The sequence below is a fragment of the Atribacteraceae bacterium genome, assembly GCA_035477455.1.
GTDB lineage: Bacteria > Atribacterota > Atribacteria > Atribacterales > Atribacteraceae > DATIKP01.
In genome coordinates, this window is the sequence record DATIKP010000124.1 from 1 (window position 1) to 18,331 (window position 18,331).

General features: G+C 54.9%; 20 protein-coding genes, 2 tRNA genes and 1 other annotated feature. Of the genes, 15 read left to right on the forward strand and 7 right to left on the reverse strand.

The genetic code is table 11. The features are described 5' to 3' along the window. The 5 genes from VLH40_07570 to VLH40_07590 all read left to right on the forward strand — a co-directional run. Positions 1–1,135: transketolase C-terminal domain-containing protein (locus tag VLH40_07570; protein ID HSV31861.1), on the forward strand; the 1,135-nt coding region annotated here is incomplete at its 5' end. Beyond that, positions 1,132–1,989, forward strand: a complete 858-nt coding sequence (locus VLH40_07575) for a thiamine pyrophosphate-dependent enzyme (protein HSV31862.1) — start codon at positions 1,132–1,134, stop codon at positions 1,987–1,989. The genes VLH40_07570 and VLH40_07575, both read left to right, overlap by 4 nt. Continuing rightward, positions 1,989–2,654 (forward strand): 2-oxoacid:acceptor oxidoreductase family protein, encoded by a 666-nt coding sequence (locus VLH40_07580; protein ID HSV31863.1) that lies wholly within the window; start codon positions 1,989–1,991, stop codon positions 2,652–2,654. Before VLH40_07575 ends, VLH40_07580 begins: the two co-directional genes overlap by 1 nt. A 364-nt stretch (positions 2,655–3,018) precedes the next feature. Further along, positions 3,019–3,348 (forward strand): zf-TFIIB domain-containing protein, encoded by a 330-nt coding sequence (locus tag VLH40_07585; protein HSV31864.1) that lies wholly within the window; start codon positions 3,019–3,021, stop codon positions 3,346–3,348. A gap of 135 nt (positions 3,349–3,483) precedes the next feature. Continuing rightward, positions 3,484–4,362, forward strand: coding sequence for a DUF6671 family protein (locus tag VLH40_07590; GenBank protein HSV31865.1), 879 nt, complete (start codon positions 3,484–3,486; stop codon positions 4,360–4,362). A gap of 108 nt (positions 4,363–4,470) precedes the next feature. On the opposite strand, the gene VLH40_07595 is transcribed toward VLH40_07590, so the two are convergent. Beyond that, positions 4,471–4,665 (reverse strand): hypothetical protein, encoded by a 195-nt coding sequence (locus VLH40_07595; GenBank protein ID HSV31866.1) that lies wholly within the window; start codon positions 4,663–4,665, stop codon positions 4,471–4,473. Between the two features lie 367 nt (positions 4,666–5,032). Next, a tRNA-Arg gene (locus VLH40_07600) sits at positions 5,033–5,109 on the reverse strand. A gap of 137 nt (positions 5,110–5,246) precedes the next feature. On the opposite strand from VLH40_07600, the gene VLH40_07605 reads away from it, so the two are divergent. Next, positions 5,247–5,684 (forward strand): PspC domain-containing protein, encoded by a 438-nt coding sequence (locus VLH40_07605; GenBank protein HSV31867.1) that lies wholly within the window; start codon positions 5,247–5,249, stop codon positions 5,682–5,684. A gap of 12 nt (positions 5,685–5,696) precedes the next feature. Here the strand turns inward: VLH40_07605 and VLH40_07610 are convergent, their stop codons facing one another. The 3 genes from VLH40_07610 to VLH40_07620 all read right to left on the reverse strand — a co-directional run bounded on the left by VLH40_07610 (position 5,697) and on the right by VLH40_07620 (position 8,887). Next, entirely contained in the window at positions 5,697–7,538 is a 1,842-nt protein-coding gene (locus VLH40_07610) for a family 10 glycosylhydrolase (GenBank protein ID HSV31868.1), read from the reverse strand. Beyond that, a complete protein-coding gene (locus tag VLH40_07615; protein ID HSV31869.1) occupies positions 7,535–8,536 on the reverse strand; it encodes a GNAT family N-acetyltransferase in 1,002 nt (333 codons plus the stop codon). The genes VLH40_07610 and VLH40_07615 overlap by 4 nt, the downstream gene beginning before the upstream one ends. 192 nt (positions 8,537–8,728) lie before the next feature. Then, on the reverse strand, positions 8,729–8,887 hold the full coding sequence (locus VLH40_07620; GenBank protein HSV31870.1) for a rubredoxin: 159 nt from the start codon (positions 8,885–8,887) through the stop codon (positions 8,729–8,731). A 763-nt stretch (positions 8,888–9,650) separates the two neighbouring features. Between VLH40_07620 and VLH40_07625 the strand changes: the two genes are divergently transcribed. The 9 genes from VLH40_07625 to VLH40_07665 all read left to right on the forward strand — a co-directional run bounded on the left by VLH40_07625 (position 9,651) and on the right by VLH40_07665 (position 17,422). Continuing rightward, entirely contained in the window at positions 9,651–9,968 is a 318-nt protein-coding gene (locus VLH40_07625; protein ID HSV31871.1) for a DUF4342 domain-containing protein, read from the forward strand. Positions 9,969–10,161: 193 nt separating this feature from the next. Beyond that, a complete protein-coding gene (locus tag VLH40_07630; protein HSV31872.1) occupies positions 10,162–10,797 on the forward strand; it encodes a tetratricopeptide repeat protein in 636 nt (211 codons plus the stop codon). A gap of 598 nt (positions 10,798–11,395) precedes the next feature. Then, positions 11,396–11,601 (forward strand) — a binding site (T-box leader). Next, positions 11,571–11,918 (forward strand): hypothetical protein, encoded by a 348-nt coding sequence (locus tag VLH40_07635; GenBank protein HSV31873.1) that lies wholly within the window; start codon positions 11,571–11,573, stop codon positions 11,916–11,918. Its footprint overlaps the feature before it by 31 nt. Before the next feature lies 1 nt (position 11,919). Continuing rightward, the gene (locus VLH40_07640) at positions 11,920–12,870 is read left to right on the forward strand and encodes a hydroxyacid dehydrogenase (GenBank protein HSV31874.1); all 951 of its coding nucleotides are present in this window, start codon (positions 11,920–11,922) and stop codon (positions 12,868–12,870) included. A gap of 45 nt (positions 12,871–12,915) precedes the next feature. Further along, complete coding sequence (locus VLH40_07645; protein HSV31875.1) at positions 12,916–13,335, forward strand: archease; 420 nt, start codon at positions 12,916–12,918, stop codon at positions 13,333–13,335. 60 nt (positions 13,336–13,395) lie between these two features. After that, entirely contained in the window at positions 13,396–14,850 is a 1,455-nt protein-coding gene (locus tag VLH40_07650) for an RtcB family protein (protein HSV31876.1), read from the forward strand. A gap of 24 nt (positions 14,851–14,874) precedes the next feature. Further along, on the forward strand, positions 14,875–16,158 hold the full coding sequence (serS, locus tag VLH40_07655) for a serine--tRNA ligase (GenBank protein HSV31877.1): 1,284 nt from the start codon (positions 14,875–14,877) through the stop codon (positions 16,156–16,158). A gap of 25 nt (positions 16,159–16,183) precedes the next feature. Next, the gene (locus tag VLH40_07660; GenBank protein ID HSV31878.1) at positions 16,184–17,272 is read left to right on the forward strand and encodes a Gfo/Idh/MocA family oxidoreductase; all 1,089 of its coding nucleotides are present in this window, start codon (positions 16,184–16,186) and stop codon (positions 17,270–17,272) included. Positions 17,273–17,335: 63 nt separating this feature from the next. Next, positions 17,336–17,422 (forward strand) — tRNA-Ser (locus VLH40_07665). A gap of 301 nt (positions 17,423–17,723) precedes the next feature. Here the strand turns inward: VLH40_07665 and VLH40_07670 are convergent. Together VLH40_07670 and VLH40_07675 are read right to left on the reverse strand one after the other, a co-directional pair. After that, positions 17,724–17,963, reverse strand: a complete 240-nt coding sequence (locus VLH40_07670; GenBank protein HSV31879.1) for a hypothetical protein — start codon at positions 17,961–17,963, stop codon at positions 17,724–17,726. Further along, a complete protein-coding gene (locus VLH40_07675; protein HSV31880.1) occupies positions 17,960–18,124 on the reverse strand; it encodes a hypothetical protein in 165 nt (54 codons plus the stop codon). Before VLH40_07675 ends, VLH40_07670 begins: the two co-directional genes overlap by 4 nt. Positions 18,125–18,331: the final 207 nt, after the last annotated feature.

Consider the following 18,331-nt stretch of genomic DNA (forward strand, 5'->3'; position numbering starts at 1 on the left):
GCAAAAAGTGGTCGACCCGGAATATCTATTTTTCCAGAGCGAAAGAACCAAGCTGTTTATCACCGGCAGTGAATCTGTCGGCGAAGCGATCAAGCGGGCCAACGTAGACATAGCCATCGCTTACCCGGTTACCCCCCAGTCGGAGAGTATGCACCTGGTGGGCGACCTTTATGCGGAAGGTTATCTGAAAGACTATTTCCGAGCAGAAAACGAGTTTTCGGTTATGTCGGCGGTGGCCGGGGCATCCATGGGCGGGGTACGCGTTTTCACCGCTACCGGTGGGCCGGGAACCCTGCGTGCTTTTGAAATGTTTCCCACCTGGGCCGGCGCCCGCCTGCCGATTGTCAGCGCCTATCTCACCCGGGGTGTAAACTCGCCGCTCACCATTCAGCCCGATACCATCGAGATGGCCTATATGCTGAACACCGGGATGATGATGTTCCACGCCGAAAATGCCCAGGATCTTTACGACATGGTCTTAAAGGCTTTCGTCATCGCTGAAAAGCCCGAGGTGCATATCCCGTTGGGTGTTTTCGCCGACGGATTTTTCGTCACTCATACCCGGGACGAAGTTTCAACCACTCCGGCGGAACTGAAGTTGTCTCCTTATGACCCGTACAGTTCCCCTGTTCCGGTCATGGATATGGAAAACGTGCCCTTCCGGCAGATGCGGGATCCCTTCGTTATGAAAAGCAACTTTATCAGTTACGCGGCCCACGCCTCCTGGCAGCAAGAGGTGATGGCGGCGGCAGAAAGAGCCCGTCGGCATATTGAACACTATTTACAAGGCTTGGTGGATGTCGAAAACGCTGAGGCGGATATCCTGATCATCGCCTCCGGCACCGCCGTATCGCAGAGTCGGGCAGCGATCAATGCGGCGGCAGACGAAGGAATTGACGTGGGGCTGGTGAAAATCAAGTGCATCCGCCCATTCCCCACGGAAGAAATTAAAGCGCTTACCGGCCGGTGCAAAGCGATAATCGTCCCGGAATTTAACCGAGTCGGTTGGTTGGCTGGAGAAATCAAGGCTACAGTGGAAGTCAATACCAAGGTAGTGGGTGGACCGCGGGTCTTCGGCGGGATGACCATGCCTGTGGGGATGATTTTGGATGTCATTAGGAGGTGTTCGGCATGAAGGGCAATCTGTTTGAAATATCTCCCGGTTTCGAGGACGTCATGCCCATCGAATACCGGGAACTGGTGGATAATGGCCCCTTCGGAAAAAACCTGGGGGTGGCCGATCTGGGTACGTTTAAGGAACTTCTGGAAGAGCACCCCCTTTGCGCCGGATGTGGCCTTGCCCTTTCCCTGCGCCTGGTCATGGCCTCATTGCCCAATCCCGAAGATACGGTCATCGTCGGCTCCACGGGATGTAGCTCCCTGGCCTTCCCCCAGGCGGCGGTGCACAACATTCATTCTCTCTTTGGAAATCAAAACGCTGTGGCCACCGGATTGAAGAGAGCCCTTTCCATCCGCTTTCCTGACCGCGTTAAAGACGTAGTCGTTATCGCCGGGGATGGCGCCACCTGTGATATCGGTCTGGAGGCGGTGTTGCATTCCTGGTTCAGGAGGGAAAAGCTCACCACGATTATGCTGGATAATGAGGCCTACGCTAATACCGGGGGGCAGGAAAGCGGCATGAGCCAATTAGGGGCAGTCCTGAACATGGCTCCCATGGGAAAAAAATTCAAAAAGATTGATTTCCCGGGGGTGGCTCGGGCAGCCGGATGCGTTTATGTGGCGATGGTAGCGCCCAACCAGCCCAAGCGCCTGGAGCGGGCTGTGCGCCGAGCCATTCTCATCGCCCGTGAGATCGGTCCCACCTATGTGCAGCTGTTCGCGCCCTGTCCTACCAATTACAAGTTCAAACCCGGCGACACGCTGGCATTGATCAAAGAGCGGGAAAAAGAGGGAGTTTTTCAACCGCAGGAATACCTGTCACCGGAGGCAGAAGAGTGCGTTCACCAAGTAGAGGAGGCGTTGCGGTAATGCAACAGAAAACCTTCATTCGCATGTCGGGGCTGGGAGGGCAAGGGGTGGTTACCGCTGCTCATATCCTGGGCGTCGCCGCTGTCCGCTCCGGGTTGCTCAGCACCGTAAACCCGTTTTTTGGAGCGGAGAAAAGGCTTGCTCCTGCGGAAAGTTATGTGCGCATCGCCACACGACCGATTTACGAGCGGGGCGAAGTGCTTTTTCCTGATATCATTATGATTTTTCACCCTCATGTCATCACTTTGGGGAAAAGTTATACCATGCCTTTCTTCGATGGATTGCAGCCGAAGGGTAAGATAATCATCAATGCCCCGGAACCGCTTCCCATAAACGAAGATGAATTACAACGGTTGGCCGGTTTGGAAGCGGAAATTTTTTATATTCCGGCGATGCGGCTGGCCATGGAAATCGCCGGAACCGAGCTTTCCACCAATATAGCCATGCTTGGAGCGCTCCTTGGTGTTACTGACTTGGTTAGCAGTAAAGCCTTGGAGGAATCTTTGGCGGAGCGGTTCGGAGGAGCGAAATTTATCGCTTCCGGAACCACTGCCGCCCTGGACGATGTGTTAAAAAGTAAATTTGCCAAGATGGCCCAGCTGATGGAGAAGAACATGGCGGTAATGGAACGGGCCAAGAGTTCCGTACAAGCGTACGCGATTTGAGGAGAGTGAGCGAATATGTATGTCACCGCCCAAGTGGATGAAAACAAGTGCAACGGTTGTAAACTCTGTATTTTGTCCTGTCCGGATCCCAATGTCATCATTTACCACCCCGAGAGGAAGATTTCGATCTACCAAAACCGCTGCAAGGGGTGTGGTCTCTGTGTAGCCGCCTGCAAACGACAGGCACTGCAGCTTTTGGTAGGATAGCCGGGACTCGCCCCTCCTGTCGGCCTTGGACCGGCTGGCTGTGCCGCGGTCCGGTTGTATCCGCCGGAAGCGTCATCGGTGATTTTCGCTTCCGGCCGGGCTGCCAAAATAGTGTTGGCAATGTTGTTTTTATTTACTAATAAAAGGAGGTAGCGAAATGAATTGTCCCGTGTGTAAAGAGGTTAGTCTGGTGATGGCCGATCGGCAGGGGATCGAGATTGACTACTGCCCGCAATGCCGAGGGGTGTGGCTGGATCGCGGCGAGCTTGATCGCCTCATTGAGACCGCCACCGAACGCATGTCGGGGAAATCCGGCGGTAAGCGTGATGAAGGGCGTGAGCGCCCCCAAGAGCAACGCCGGGATGATGACAGCCGCCGGGATGATGACAGCCGCCGGGGTGATGACAGCCGCCGGGGTGATGACAGCCGCGATTCTGACCGTAAACGCCGCCGCTCATTCCTGGGAGACATATTTGACTTCGGCTGAGGAGAACGGTGTCTTGACGCACGGCGCGACGGCCTTACACCTACACCGTCGCGCCGTTTCGATGGCGGTGTTACCTCAAGCAAGGCGATTACGGCCCTGCCCGGGGCTTATCCATGCACTGAGGAGACTAACCGGATGACAACTCAATCACCGGACAACAACGACCATGGCGGAACCACCTATCGCGGCAGAAAAGTAGCCTTGCTTACTCAGCATGGCAAAGAACAGGTGATTGCGCCGGTACTGGAGGCGTACCTTGGTTGTCATGTACGGCGGGTGAGCGGTTATGATACTGACCGGCTGGGTACCTTCACGCGCGAAATTCCACGGGCCGGCACTCAACTTGAGGCCGCCCGTAAAAAGGGACGTATCGGGATGGAGCTGTCCGGGCTGTCTCTGGGACTGGCCAGCGAAGGGTCATTCGGACCCGACCCGATCACCGGCCTGTTGCCATGGAACCTGGAGTTATTGATCTGGATCGACGAGAATTTGGGTATTGAGGTAGCAGGCTACGCCTCCGGGCAGACTAACTTCTCCCACCGGCTTACTGCCAGTTGGGATGAGGCAAAACAGTTTGCCCGCGACGCCGGTTTTCCCGGACATTGGCTGGTCGTCCGCCCCGAGGGTGAGGAACACCCCCACATCCGCAAGGGAATCGCCGGTTGGGATGAGTTGGAAAAAGAATTTCGCTGGGCCTCCGACCGGGCGAGTGACGGTCGTGTCTTTCTCGAGACGGATATGCGCGCCCATGCCAATCCAACCCGCATGGAAATGATTGCTTCAGCTGCCCGGGACTTGGCCCAAAAGCTTTGCACCCGCTGTCCGGCCTGTGGTACGCCAGGCTTTAGCGCGGCTGAGCGTATCCCCGGTCTGCCGTGTGAAGACTGTGGTGCCCCCACCATGGAAACACGAGCCGAGGCACACCGTTGCGTGCGGTGTGGACATCAACTTATCGTGGAAATAAACGAGCCAAAGACAGCTTCGGCAGCGCGATGCGATTACTGTAACCCTTGACACACTCCCACGAATAAATTCATGGGATTCTGATTCATCAAAGGACCCCGTTTGAACTCCGCAGATGGACCCCAGGCAAATCGCTCCGCTTATATATCCAGTAGATCCCTATGGCTCTTCCACTTCGAGCGAAGCGAAGAAGCGGGCTATGTCGGGTTCGTACAAGGGTCTAAGAGTATTGGCGGAGTCGAGGACCGCGCGGAGTCGGTTTGTCTCGATTTCTTTACGGTAGGCATGGCGGAAAAAATACCGAAAGGCCCTGAGCTGCTCCAGGCGGTCGAAGGTTTCCGCTTCAACCTCCAAGACCAGCCTCCCGGCAGGCCGGAAACCCAGAGGGGTTTAATAAAAGACACCCCCGAGTTGAGACCGGGAGTGAAGAACATCGATATTGTCAGCCAACGACTTATCGTTTCTTGATTTCTTCGACCGGAATACCCGATTGGTTTAATATCGACTTCAGAGTCTTGGGTGCCAAGGTCTTCCCGGCATGGAGGGGGGACAGTCACAATACGATCCTTCTCATAGTGATAAAAATAATGATGGCTCCCTTTTACGAACGAAACGGAAATAATGTAGAATGGGAGGGAAACAAGTACAAGAGGATAGCCTGTCGCTATCCGCATGAGCGGTCGGTTCTTTTGACGCCCTGAAAGCCCCGCCAATCAATAACTGGCGCGCCCGGAGGGAATCGAACCCCCAGCCTACGGATTAGAAGTCCGTTGCTCTGTCCTGTTGAGCTACGGGCGCACACCCACTTTATTGTATGCCCACCGACTTTCAGCGTCAAGTCGAACCGGGCAAGAGAGTACCGGACGACTGGTCTGGAAAAACGGGGAGGAGTCTGGTAGGATATGTGTGATATCGTTTTATAGGGGGGAAACACAGTGAAGAAAGTCTATAGAAGCCGGAAAAACCAAATCCTGGGAGGGGTCTGTGCGGGATTGGCCAAGTATTTCGACATCGACCCGATCATCCTGCGGTTGGTGGCGGTAGCGCTGATCTTTGCCGGTGGGGCGGCGATCATCGCCTACATTATTGCCTGGATAATCATTCCCGAAGAACCGCGGGAACGGGGGAAGGCGGGAGAAGAAGAAACCCAAGATGTTGTTCTGGATGTTGAACAGGAAAAAGAAAATTCCGAATCAAGAAAAAACAAGAATCTGGAACTCCTGGCTTGGGTTCTGGTGGTTATCGGGATTATTTGGGCGGCCCGTTATGCCTTTACCTGGTGGCTTCCCACCCTTCATCTGGGCGGTCGGGTGTTTACTCCCGTCGTTCTCATCATCCTGGGTGTTGTCATCCTGCTATGGAAAAAGAGATGACCGGAAACCCCCCTATTCAAGGAACATGATTTCTCCAAAGAAGGAAGGGGCGTGAAACGTTCCCGGTGTGTATGACCACCCGCTGAATTCGCCGGTCCGAATCATGGTTCGGTTGAAATTGATACCCCATACCTCACCGCCTCGGGGAGTTTCCCGGCCCAGTTCCGTAAAGGGTACCGCCAGGATTGCTGTCCAACCGGTTTCGGCCCGGCTTACCCTCGCCTGCCAACTCCCGTTCCAGCCCGGTCCAACCCTCGAATAGCTGTCGTATTGGGTTTCCAGAGTATTGACCGCCAGTTGGTAATAAAAGCTCAGGGTTCGTCCTGGATCAAGAAATACCTCGATGGAGTCGTCATAGAAGACCGGCCCATCCCGTCTGGTGACGGTGGCCTTGACCGTGTTGGGGTGCGCGTCGTTGACCGGTAGGACAATATAGAGGTGTTCCCGGTCATATCCCGCTGCGACAATGCTTTGCTCCACAGCCGCCCCTTCCCCGGTGATCAGGCTGAATTCTCCCTGCCAGGAGAGACTTTGCCAAGCCGGATGGGAGAGGGGTGCGTCAAGCGGGGGAGCGTCCCGGAGAAATCGGGCTTCGATACGCCGGGGCTGCTCGTGACGGTACGCAACCGGGTCGCTTGGCTTGAGCGGACGCAGGGCGACCAGGTCCTCCCGGCTGAGGGGAAATGCCGGGACGGGAAACGAGACCTGGCGAAGAAGCGTGAGTGAGGTGTCGGTAAGGTAAGGCCAAGCGAAAACAACGACACCGGATGGATTGTGAGAGCGAGCGGCGTTGACCTGGACGGTAAGATCTTCCGGGCTGTCCAGTCGGTAAGCCTGCAGCCCGGCAAAATAGGGGGCGCTTCCCCGAAGGAAATGTTCGACCCATACCAACATACCCCGCATTTCGTTCACCCGGGAACTGTAAGCCATGGGAATAACGACGTCGATATAACCGTTCTCCGCCCAGCGGTGCCAATCCTGAAAGTAGGAAGGATTGCGTTCGATGGGCATGCCCTGGGGCATTATCGAGGCGGAAATTATCACATCAGGCCGAATGGCGCGAACCGACTCGGCGATACCCGCCACCACCGCGGTAACCTGCTCGGTCCGGTAGCGAATCCATTGGGTATAAAGCTGGGGATGGAGGTAGGGATCGAGGGTGAGTGGATCGACTCCGTGCTCCGCGGCGAATTCATTCCGGGCGAACTCCGAATACCCGGCGTCTGCTCTTGACAGGTCGGGGATCTCGACGTAATCGATCTGGACCCCGTCGATGGGGTAATGGGTTACTAATTCCTCTACAAGGCCTCGGTAAAAATCGACAACACCGGGCTGGGTCGGACAGATCCAGTAAAAAAAGTTAACTCCACGTCGGTAACCGGTGGTACCATCCCGGTTGATCGATCTCCATTCCGGGTGAACGGCAAGGACGGGCCCTGGCTCGTTCAGTCCGATATAGAATAAATGAAGCCAGGCATGAACCGACATTCCGCGCTTCCGGGCCGAGGATAGCAGCGCTTGTAAGGGATCCATACCGATAAAGGCCCCCCTCTGCCGGTTCATGCCCAGTGATTCAAGATAGGGCGAAGGGTAGATGGTTTCACCGATATAAAAACATTCCACGAATATCGTGTTGAAATTGGCTCCGTGAAGACGATCCACGATCAGGTCAATTTCCGCTTCGTTCCTGGGAATGCTCCGAACATCAAGCCACACGCCCCGGGTCTCGGGAAGGGTTGTCCCGGCTGCTTTGGCCTGCCGGGGGTTCGACAGGCTGAAGGCAAGGCAAAGGAACACCAAGAACCAGAGGACCACTGCATGACCGAGAGAAAAGTTCGACAGGTTTTTTTTCATATGCCCACCACTGATTCGATCAGGGGATACCATCTCCCTGGTCGGTTTTTTTTCATCAATTCTTCCGCCTCGGGATCCAGAGGGAAAAGCATGGCCGACTCGGCGGTAGCCGCCTCAAATCCGTTTCTCCGGAGGATGTCCCACTCTGCCTGGTTATCGATGGGACACAGGGTATCGATGGTCACTTCAGGTGGAATCGCAGTCAGGGCCAAGTGTAGCACGGAAGCGAGGTCTTCCGGAGATAATCCAGCCCAGTCACTGAGGTAGGCCGCTTTTGTCCAGTCACCCAGACCGGTGGTGACTTTGCCCAGGCTTACGGTCAGGGTGCCCCGCAGTTCCTTTTCGCCGGTAGTGAAGAGGTAGGCCGGGAGCGAAGGGGGGCGAACGAGTTTTCGCCAGGTCCACATCGCATCATCCAAGGGGACAAAACCGTTATCGGTTTCGAGTATCCGGTTAAGGAATGGCCGGAGACTCTCCGGTTTCGCCAGGGGCAGAACCCTGGAGGGTGGGGAATCGAGAGTTGACTGTTTCAGCAGGTGGAAAACCCGTTTGTGGTCACGGTATCCCAGTTTTTCATAGAGGGTGAACTGGGAAGTGCTCAGAATGGTATAGAGATAGCCAAAGCGGCAACCCACCCGACGCATGACTGTTTCCGCGTGAGCCATCAATTGAGAGGCCAAGCCTCTATTGCGGTAATCGGGGTGGGTCATCACCGTATCGATGATTCCCACCGGGTACCAGTCGTTCCCCAGCCGGAAACGGGTCAGGGTGAGGAAGACAGCGGAAATCAAGGTATCTCCCTCCTTGAAAACGAAAACATTCCCCGGACCGCTCCCTGGTCTTTTCAGATACCATTCCAGAAACATCCGCTCGGAAGGCAGAACGCCGACATAGTGGCTGAAGCAGAGCCGGTGCAGTTCCAGGAGTTGAGACAGAGCATCCGGCAGGCTATCCGCTTGAAGCAGTTCGAACTTGGCCTGATTGCTTGTTCCATTCATCGACAGGATTATATCTCAACTACCCGCCCGGCTGCAACCGGTCTTGCGGAGACCCGGAGTGGGCATAGAACGAGAGCGCTCTCCTAAAAAAACCGAAAAGGTGCATCTCTGTCGCACTTAACCATCGTCCAAAGAACCCGGGAAATTCCATAGCAGCGATCTTCCCGGGTTCTGGCTCTGGCTGGCTGTGAATCAGGCTTTTTCGAACTGGTCTTTTCCTACACCGCACACCGGACACACCCAGTCCTCGGGCAGGTTCTCGAACTCCGTTCCCGGGTTGACGCCGGCATCGGGATCACCGTTTTTTGGGTCGTATACATATCCGCATACTGTACAGATGTATTTGTCCATGAGTTCCTCCTGTAAATACTGTGATCAGTGATGGGTGAACACCCTTCATCCTAAGCTCAATTATCACTCCGAATGTTTTTTGCTTTGTCAGAACTATTCCCACGTAAATCGGTAGATGGTACAAGGGGCGATGAGTTCAAAGCCTTTGTCCATGTTTGTCCCTTAATAGTTGTCGGGTCATCAAAGTTCGTCCGGTTCGCACAGGCTGTTGTCCCTGACGGCGGAGCGGCCGCATTTTCGGCAGATGAACCGCGAACTTCTGACCAAGTTTTTGAACTCAGCGAAATTCTGGTTCATAAATCCGGAATACTGGAGTTGACAAAGGTGCTTTGCATGGCCGGGGTGGGGCATGCTATTTTGTTCCACTTGAAAGACCTCCTTTCTGTGGTCGACAGTCTGAATAGTCGATTTGCAAGGGGTTATGACGGTTACAAAAGACATGTCCGTCTGCTTCGCGCAGAACCGCTCGTCTTCTGGAATTTTAACGATAGCGTAACCCATACAGTCATTAAAATCAAAAGGTATCCGATTAGCAAGCACAGGTGACTTTTTCCACCAAACGATTGATCAGACAGGCCAATCCTGTGTTATGATAGTGACAAGGAGGCCTCTTAAGTGACGGAAACGTTGGGACCGGACAGATGCGCCGTTCTTGGGAGTATTTATTGCCGGGGGAAAGAGGACGACGGACCGGAGGTGATGTTGGTGTTACCTAAACGGCTAAACTGTAACGGCCTGCATTTTAAGAGGGGGAGGTGCTACTATGAGACAATGTTCTGAGAGAGAGGAAAGAACTTGGCGGGAAGAGATTGAGCTGAACGCGAAAGATCTGGTGGAACGCATCCGGGAATTGATTCGGGAAGGGAATGTCCGTCACCTGACTATAAAAAAGGAGAACGGTGAACTACTATTGGAGATTCCCCTGAGTACGGGCTTGATTGCTGGCGGATTGGTAACCCTGGCCGCTCCCGTTCTTGCAGCGCTGGGTGCGTTGGCAGCCCTCCTGACCCGTGTGCGGGTGGAAGTTGTACGGATCGACCAGACCGGCAAGAAAGATGATGCCGGAAATCCCGGGGTTTAGCAGACCGTTCCATTTGTGGATTTTACCTTTGCAGGGCCGGCCGTACCGCGACGGTGTCTTCTTCTCGGGGCACGCCGAAAGAGTCGGGAAGAGTATTGAGTTACAGTAGTCACAAGGGCTCCAATCTTGATTCCACTGCAATAAGTAATTTTGCTGCAAAATCAATATTCAATATCGATTGGGAGGGATGATTATGTGCTACACCAAATCCTGGAAGGTCCTATTGAGTGCCTGCCTCTGTGTCGTCTTTTTTCTGTCCGGGATTGCTTTCGCCCAACCGGACGTCCTTCCGCCGGGCAGTCAGGATGAAGCAAGGGAAGGTTATGCGCAAACTATGTTTGACCAGGGATTAAACCTGTATCAAGTCGGGAGGAATACAGAGGCGATCCAGTTCTTTATGGAAGCGGTCTCCACGATGCCTCAGTTCACCAAAGCCTGGTTCTGGCTGGCCAGAACCTATATGGAACAGAACATGGTGGATGAAGCAATCTGGGCCTGGCGGAAAGTGGTCGAGCTCGATCCAACCGATACGCGGGCCGCTTATTTTTTCCGGAAAGTGCAAAGCTGGAGGCAGTATGGAAAAGAAGCTTGGGAAGCTTATGAACAGGGTCATATCGCTTATCAGCGTCAGGACTTTTCCCAGGCGGTCAGTCATTTTCGCCAGGCCACCCAGGCGAATGCTTCGTTTGAGCAGGCCTGGTACTGGCGGGGGATTGCCTCGTTGAAGCTGGGGGATGAGACTGATGCCGCACAATCCCTCCAACGGGTGTTGAGCCTGAACCCGGATAATCCAGAAGCCAGGTACTGGCTGGGCCGGGCCCAAAGGTAGTTTCTGCGACTGACGGTGAATGTCCGCACCGGACGCCTTCCGTCAAGTCGCGCCGTTCAAGTTTCTTCGTCTCCATGACTGGCCGGCTATCTTGGAACGTTATAAGCTTCTGTGGGACACTGTATGTCTTGACTCTTTACACACATTCCCAGTTGACGAGCATCAAAACCTGATGATGCGGTCCGGATGGAACACGTTTCGACCTTGTTTGCATCGACTTTCCCAAACCTGATCGGTCCCCGGGCAAGGTGCTTCGCTGAGCGCGAAGATACGATCACGGTTCTGGGCAAACCAGCGGGATTCCATGAGGATGGAAAGACGTGATATTTACAGATAAATATCGACCACAGGGGCCGGGCCGTTTTCCGGGAAGAACCTGATAACCATCGCCGAATGGTTTTCCAGCGTGGAAGGGATACCGTACATCCTTTCCGCCGGGTTCCTGTCGTCCGGTGTTGAACGGGACGCCGGACATAAGGAAGAGACCTGAATAAGCGTTCTCCTTCCAATTTCGCGTTGCCGCAGCTTGACAATGTGGCCTTTCAGTGTTGTGCCCGTCCATGTTTTATGCTACAGTAATAAAATAAAATCGAAATATGAAAAGACTGTGAAGGGGATTAGTAGAGAGAACGCGGAAAATCCAGAAAGCCGGGACTGATGGAAACCGGTATTTCCCGATCTTGAATCCGCCCCGGAGTCGCGGAGGCAAACCTCCGGGAGAGCCTGCGACGTGTCCTGCGTTAAAGAAACGAGGGTGTGTGACACTGAAAAGGGTGGTACCGCGAGATGACTCTCGCTCCTTAAGGGGGCGGGAGTTTTTTGCTTTTACCCGGTCTAACCCTTTTGTCTCCGATGAGCGGATCGCCTCTTCCTTTGGCTTGGGTCAGGATGCCCGAGGGGCTTTACCGAGTGGAAGCATTTCCTCTAAGGAAATGAATGGGAGGGTCGTCGTTGGAGTTGTGAACCGTTTTGCCAGAAATATGATCCAGGGGGACTACCTCACAGAGGGGAATGCCGGTCACATTATAACGACACTGATCTTTCTGGGCCAGACCAAACTGGGCCAGGGAGCAGCGGTGAATAGGGAAGCGGCTTTGACCGCGGAGTGGGAGGTCGGATAAGATGAATGAGTACAGCAAGGTACTATGCGCGTACGGTGTTCCGGAAGAGATGGTCGACCGGCTGAACGAAGAAATCGGTCCGGTGACCGTGCTGCCCTCGCATGATGAGGAAGAGATCATCCGGGGGATTCAGGATCAGCAGGTCTTTGTCGTTCGCTCCAAGCCGAAAGTGACGGCGCGGATCATCGAGAACGCTCCCCGGCTCAAGGTGGTTGCCCGTCCCGGGGTGGGGATTGATAACATCGACAAGGCGGCCTGTGAAAGACGGGGCATAACCATTATCAACACCCCGGAATCTTCGGTTTCCAGTGTCGCCGAGATGACGGTCGGACTGGCGATTAGCCTCATGCGGCATATTTATACCACCTGTGCGCTACTTAAGGAAGGTGAATGGGCCAAAAGTAAGTATACCGGGCGGACCGTGGAGGGGAAAGTATGGGGTGTCATCGGATTTGGCGGCATAGGGCGCCGGGTGGCGGAGATCGCCCGGGCGATGCGGGCCGAGGTGATCGGCTATGATCCCTTTGTGCCGGAAAAGGAATTCGGGCTTCTCGGGGTCAAGCGGACGCTGCGGCTCGATGAACTGCTGGAAAAAAGCGATATAGTCTCTCTTCATGTGGTTCTGAATGAAGAAACCCGGGGTATGATTTCCGCTGATGCGCTGGCTAGGATGAAGAAGGGCTCGTATCTCATCAACACCTCACGGGGAAAGGTGATCGATCATGCCGCGCTTTCCCGGGCGGTGCAGAGCGGTCATCTGGGGGGAGCGGCGCTGGATGTCTTCGATGCTGAACCGCCGGAAGACCGGGAGATGATCTGTCAGGAGAACCTGATCACCACGCCGCACATCGGAGGAAGCACCGAAGAAGCGTTTATAAACGCAACAGAGATTATGATTCGTAAACTCAAGAACCTCCTCAAGCCGGGACAAGCCGGACCGATTGGGGATTGAACAGACGGGCCTTGGTCTTTTACTTTGAAAGCCTGGACAGAAGCGATGAAATCCTTCGAAATCTTGGACCACACAGCGGATATTGGGATTGTCGCCCGGGGGAGGGATCTCAAGGAGCTCTTTGCGAATGCCGCCCGGGGAATGTTCAGCGTGATGACCGACCTGGACCGGGTGAACGGTGGTTTTGATCTTGAGGTCTCCGTCGAAGGCAACGATTACGAGGACCTCCTGGTCACCTGGCTGAATGAACTCCTCTATGTGTATGAGGTGAAATCCGCCATCCTCGGAAATTTTTTGATTACCGATCTCGGGCGGCATTCCCTGAAAGCCTTGGTGCGGGGTGAACCGATCGATCTGCGCAAACACACCATCAACCGGGAGATCAAAGCTTGTACTTACTATGAAGCCCGGGTGGGAAAAAACGCAGAGGGCTTCTGGGAGGCCCAAGTATATTTTGACTTGTAACTCAGTGATCGGTGATCGATGAATAGCACTGATGAGTGATCCCAGATGGGAGATTTTAACATGACCGAGTGGACTGGACCGCTTGAAAGACTCGATGACTGGCGCTGGTTGATCCCCCGTCGGTATAAAAAGGGTATGCGGACTGAGGGGCTGATCTACGCTTCCGAGTCCCTTATCCGGGACATCCGCCGCGATCAGGCGCTGGAACAGGTGGCCAATGTTGCCTTTCTCCCGGGGATTGTCGGCCGGTCGCTGGCGATGTCTGATATTCATTGGGGTTATGGGTTTCCGATTGGCGGGGTGGCGGCGACCGATACCAGGACGGGAGTTATTTCGCCAGGCGGGGTCGGGTTCGACATCAACTGCGGAGTCAGGATCATCCGGACAGCCCTGACCGAAAGTGATGTTCGGGCACGGCTTGGCGAGATCCTGCGGAGTCTCTTCCGGGATGTGCCTTCCGGCGTGGGTTCGGAAGGGAATTTGCTCTTTCGGGAAACGGAGCTGAAAAAGCTATTGGTGGGAGGTTCCCGCTCGATTGTTCGGCAGGGGTTTGGTTGGGATGAGGATACCGTTTTCACCGAAGACCAGGGGGCGATGAGCGAAGCCGATCCCTCCGCCGTGAGCAAAAAAGCGCTGGAACGGGGAATGGGACAGGTGGGGTCCCTTGGTTCGGGGAACCATTTTTTGGAAATCGAGATAGTGGACCGGATTTTTCGGCCGGACATCGCCGGGGTGTTCGGACTTTTCCCCGGGCAGGTCATCGTGATGATCCACACCGGATCGCGAGGCTTTGGTCATCAAGTCTGTACGGACAGCCTGAAGCGTATGCAGAGCGCCATGACCCGTTACGGAATAGAAGTTCCCGACCGCCAGTTGGCCTGTACTCCGCTGGATTCGCCGGAAGGACGGGAATACTTGACCGGAATGGCCTGTGCGGCGAATTTTGCCTGGGCGAACCGCCAGTTGATCACTCATCGGGTCCGGGAATGCTTCGAACGGGTCTTCGGTCAAAGTGCCGAACATTTAGGAATGAGCGTGCTGTACGATGTGGCCCACAATATCGCCAAGATCGAGGAGTACGAGATCGAGGGAAAAAAACGCCGGCTCTGTGTCCACCGTAAGGGAGCGACTCGATCCTTGGGACCAGGCCAAAAAACTCTTCCCGAGAGATACCGGCCGGTAGGACAGCCGGTCCTGATTCCGGGGGACATGGGAACGGGCTCCTATATCCTGGCCGGAACCGAGCAGGCGATGGCGGAAACCTTTGGCTCCACTTGCCACGGGGCGGGGCGGATCCTCAGCCGGAAACAGGCAGACCAATTATCCCGGGGACGAAGCCTCGCTCACGAGCTCGAGGAGCGGGGGATTCAGGTTCTGGCTGACAGTGCCGCGACACTGCGGGAGGAGATTCCCGAAGCCTATAAAGACGTTCACCAGATCGTCGAGATCGTCGAACAGTCGGGACTTTCCCGGCGGGTTGCTTATGCCCGACCACTCGGAGTTGTGAAAGGGTAGGGGCGAGGAAGAGGAAACGGAATCATGCTGGACTGGAAATGGATCAGAGACAATCGGGAGATTGTTGAATATGCCCTCCACGTAAGGAAAACGGAATTTGATTTGGACGGGCTTTTTGCCCTGGATGAACGCCGTCGCACACTACAGCAGGAGGCTGACCGGCTGAAAGCGACCCGGAACGATGCCTCAGAACGGATCGGCCGACTGAAACAGGAGGGTTGGGACGCGGCGGAGGCCAGGCAGGAGGTCCAGACCATTTCCAGCGAGATCAAGCGAATCGATGGAGAGCTGAAGGGCTCGGAAGAAGAATGGAAGGAACGGTGTCTGTGGATTCCCAACATTCCCCATGCGAGTGTGTCGGTCGGTGAGGATGAACGGGACAACCAGGAAATAAAACGTTGGGGCACCCCGCGGACCTTCGATTTTGAACCGCTTCCCCACTGGGAGATCGGAGAAGGCCTGGACATTCTTGATTTTAAACGAGGAGCGAAGATCGCCGCCTCCCGGTTTTCCGTACTCAAGAACGCGGGAGCATTGCTTGAACGGGGCCTCATCAATTTTATGCTCGACTGGCATACGACCCGCAACGGATACCGGGAAGTTTTTCTACCCTTTCTGGTTAATATGGGCGCCCTGACCGGGACCGGTCAACTCCCCAAATTTTCCGATGAACTTTACCACTGTCAAGACGGGCTTTATCTGATTCCGACCGCGGAAGTTCCGGCGACGAATCTGCATGCCAATGAAATCCTACCCCAGGAATTTCTGCCCCTTTCCTACACGGCGTATACCGCTTGTTTTCGACGAGAAGCCGGGTCCTATGGGAAGGATGTGCGGGGCCTCATCCGCCAGCACCAGTTCAACAAGGTGGAGCTGGTCAAGTTCACTCACCCCGGCCGCTCCTATGCGGAACTCGAGATCTTGTTGCAGGATGCGGAGAGCGTTTTACAGGCGCTGGGCCTACCTTACCGGGTGGTCAGCCTGTGTACGGCCGACCTCGGATTCGCCTCGGCGAAAACCTACGATATCGAAGTCTTTATCCCATCACAGAATATGTACCGGGAAATCTCTTCCTGCAGTAATTTTGAAGATTTTCAGGCCCGGCGGGCGAACATCCGGTTTCGGGATGAAAACGGAAAGGCGAAGCTGGTCCATACCCTGAATGGTTCCGGCTTGGCGGTGGGTCGAACCATGGTCGCCATTCTGGAGAACTACCAGAACAAAGACGGGACTGTGACGATTCCGGAGGTTTTGCGTCCTTGCGTGAGAGGGATGGAGCGGATCGTTCCCCACAGCGGGGTGATATGATATTAAAACCGTCGGTATCGGCCTGATCGGCTACGGGTTTATCGGCCGGATTCATGCCCTGGCCTTCTCTTCTCTTCCCTATTATTACGGAGAACTTCCCGCCATTCCCCAGATCCGGGGGATTTGCACCTCACGGGAATCGACCGCCCGCCGGGCACAGGAAGAGAGCGGGGTTTCCTTCGTTACCTGGCGGGTGGAGGAACTCCTGGATCGGGAGGATATCGCTATCGTGGTGGTAGCTTCACCTAACGCCTTCCACCGGGAAGTTGTCGAGCTCGCCGCCCGGGCGGGAAAGGCGATCTATTGTGACAAGCCCCTGGCCATGAACTCTCGGGAAGCCGTCAGTATGCGGGAAGTCGTGGAGGAGACGGCGGTTCCTTTCGGAATGGCTTTTCAATATCGCTTTGTTCCGGCCATTCTCAGAGCCAGGCAATTGATTGAAGCCGGATTTCTCGGCGAAGTCTACCGGGTACGGGTCAGCTATCTTCACGCCGGCTACAATGATCCCGACCGGCCGATCAGCTGGCGCCTCCGCAAGGAACTTTCCGGGGGGGGCGCCCTGGCCGATCTGGGTTCCCATGCCGTGGATCTCGTCCGCTATCTGGTTGGAGAGATCCGCGTGGTGGCCGCTCGGGGCAGAACTTTTATAAAAACCCGGCCCGTCCATGACCAGAGCCGGGAGCGGGTCCCGGTCCAGGTGGATGACTGGTCCTTTGTCTCGTTTGAAGCGGACGAGGGCATTGAAGGGACGCTTGAAGCCAGCCGTTTTGCGACCGGAAGTTGTGATGATTTACGTCTGGAAATCGAAGGCATGAAGGGCGCCGTTCACTATCATTCCATGCAACCCAACTTTCTGAAGGTGTTCGATGTCCGGAAACCGGCCGGACCTTACGGCGGAGAGCGGGGGTTTCAATCTATCGAAACCGTGCAACAGTATCCGCCTCCCAACCGGATTCCCGGTAAATTTGCCGTGGGATGGGTCCGATTTCATGTCGCTTGCGCCCACGATTTCTTACTCCGTTATTTCGGCCGGGATGCGAGCGGGGCGACCATCGAAGACGGCGTGCGGGTCCAAGAGTTCCTGGACGATGCCTATCGATTGATGGGCTATTGAGCCGGAGATTGCGAACGATTGAAGATGGCCTGGAAAAGATTTATAATGATCAGGTCCCACAGCGGAGAGGTGTCCGAATTGGCAAGGGGCCGGTCTTGAAAACCGGTAAGCCGGAAGGCGATGTGGGTTCGAGTCCCACCCTCTCCGCCATCCCCCAGAAAAGGAATTCTATGCTCGAACGTCGATATTCTTTCCCACGTTCGCAAGGGAATCCAGAAGGGTTTGAACAACCTCCTTTTCTGAGTCGACGGCGCTTTTGAAAATTTGGTTGCGAAACGATTCTCTGGCTTTGGTTGTTTCGACCGCTGTCAACGCATGGGCAACCGAAAAGACCTGCTCAACGTTCGTGGTGTTCACCTCCGAATAGAGGGGGTTTAGGAAATCGTTGCCAACGAGGGACCGTATAACCGAATAAAGTGACCGGATGACGCTCAGGCAATCAATTTCTGGTTCATCCGGCTATATTGTTTTTGCGGCAAAGCTGAGACAAGCATGTATACTCCGAGTGGGTCACACCGATCCGCATGCCTTCAATAGTCCATCGCTGATTTTTCCTGTGATATACGGTGTGCGGCCGTTCGGCATCTTTCTTTTCCAGAAAGGCGGCGATGCAGTTGCGCATCATGAGAAACGCACCGGTATGTTTTTTCTCTTGCGATGTTCGGCTGGAGAACATGGTGGAGCCTTTCATATCGACTCTCCTTTGTAAAAACAAGCGATCGGTGAACGGTGAACGGTGATGAGGAAACCGCTTCCGCTCATCCTCGCTTTATCCCTGATGCCGTTGCCCATGCCGACCGTAAAACTCCTTTGGAGTTGAGGGAGCGTCTTGGAAAGCCGTTCATCAGACATCCTCTTATTGGAGAGGCAAAGGGTTGATTTTGCTGCAAAAACTCATTTCAGCGAGGCCCCGTTGCCCTCAGCCCCGCTTCATCTGGCATTTTCTGGCACGCCTCAATGACCACGTCCGGTTGCAGTGCTGCTAAAAAAGGCCATCCCTGGCCTATTTACTTCGAAAATGCGGTGATTTCGGCGGCTGATTTAGGCAACTCAGGCCCC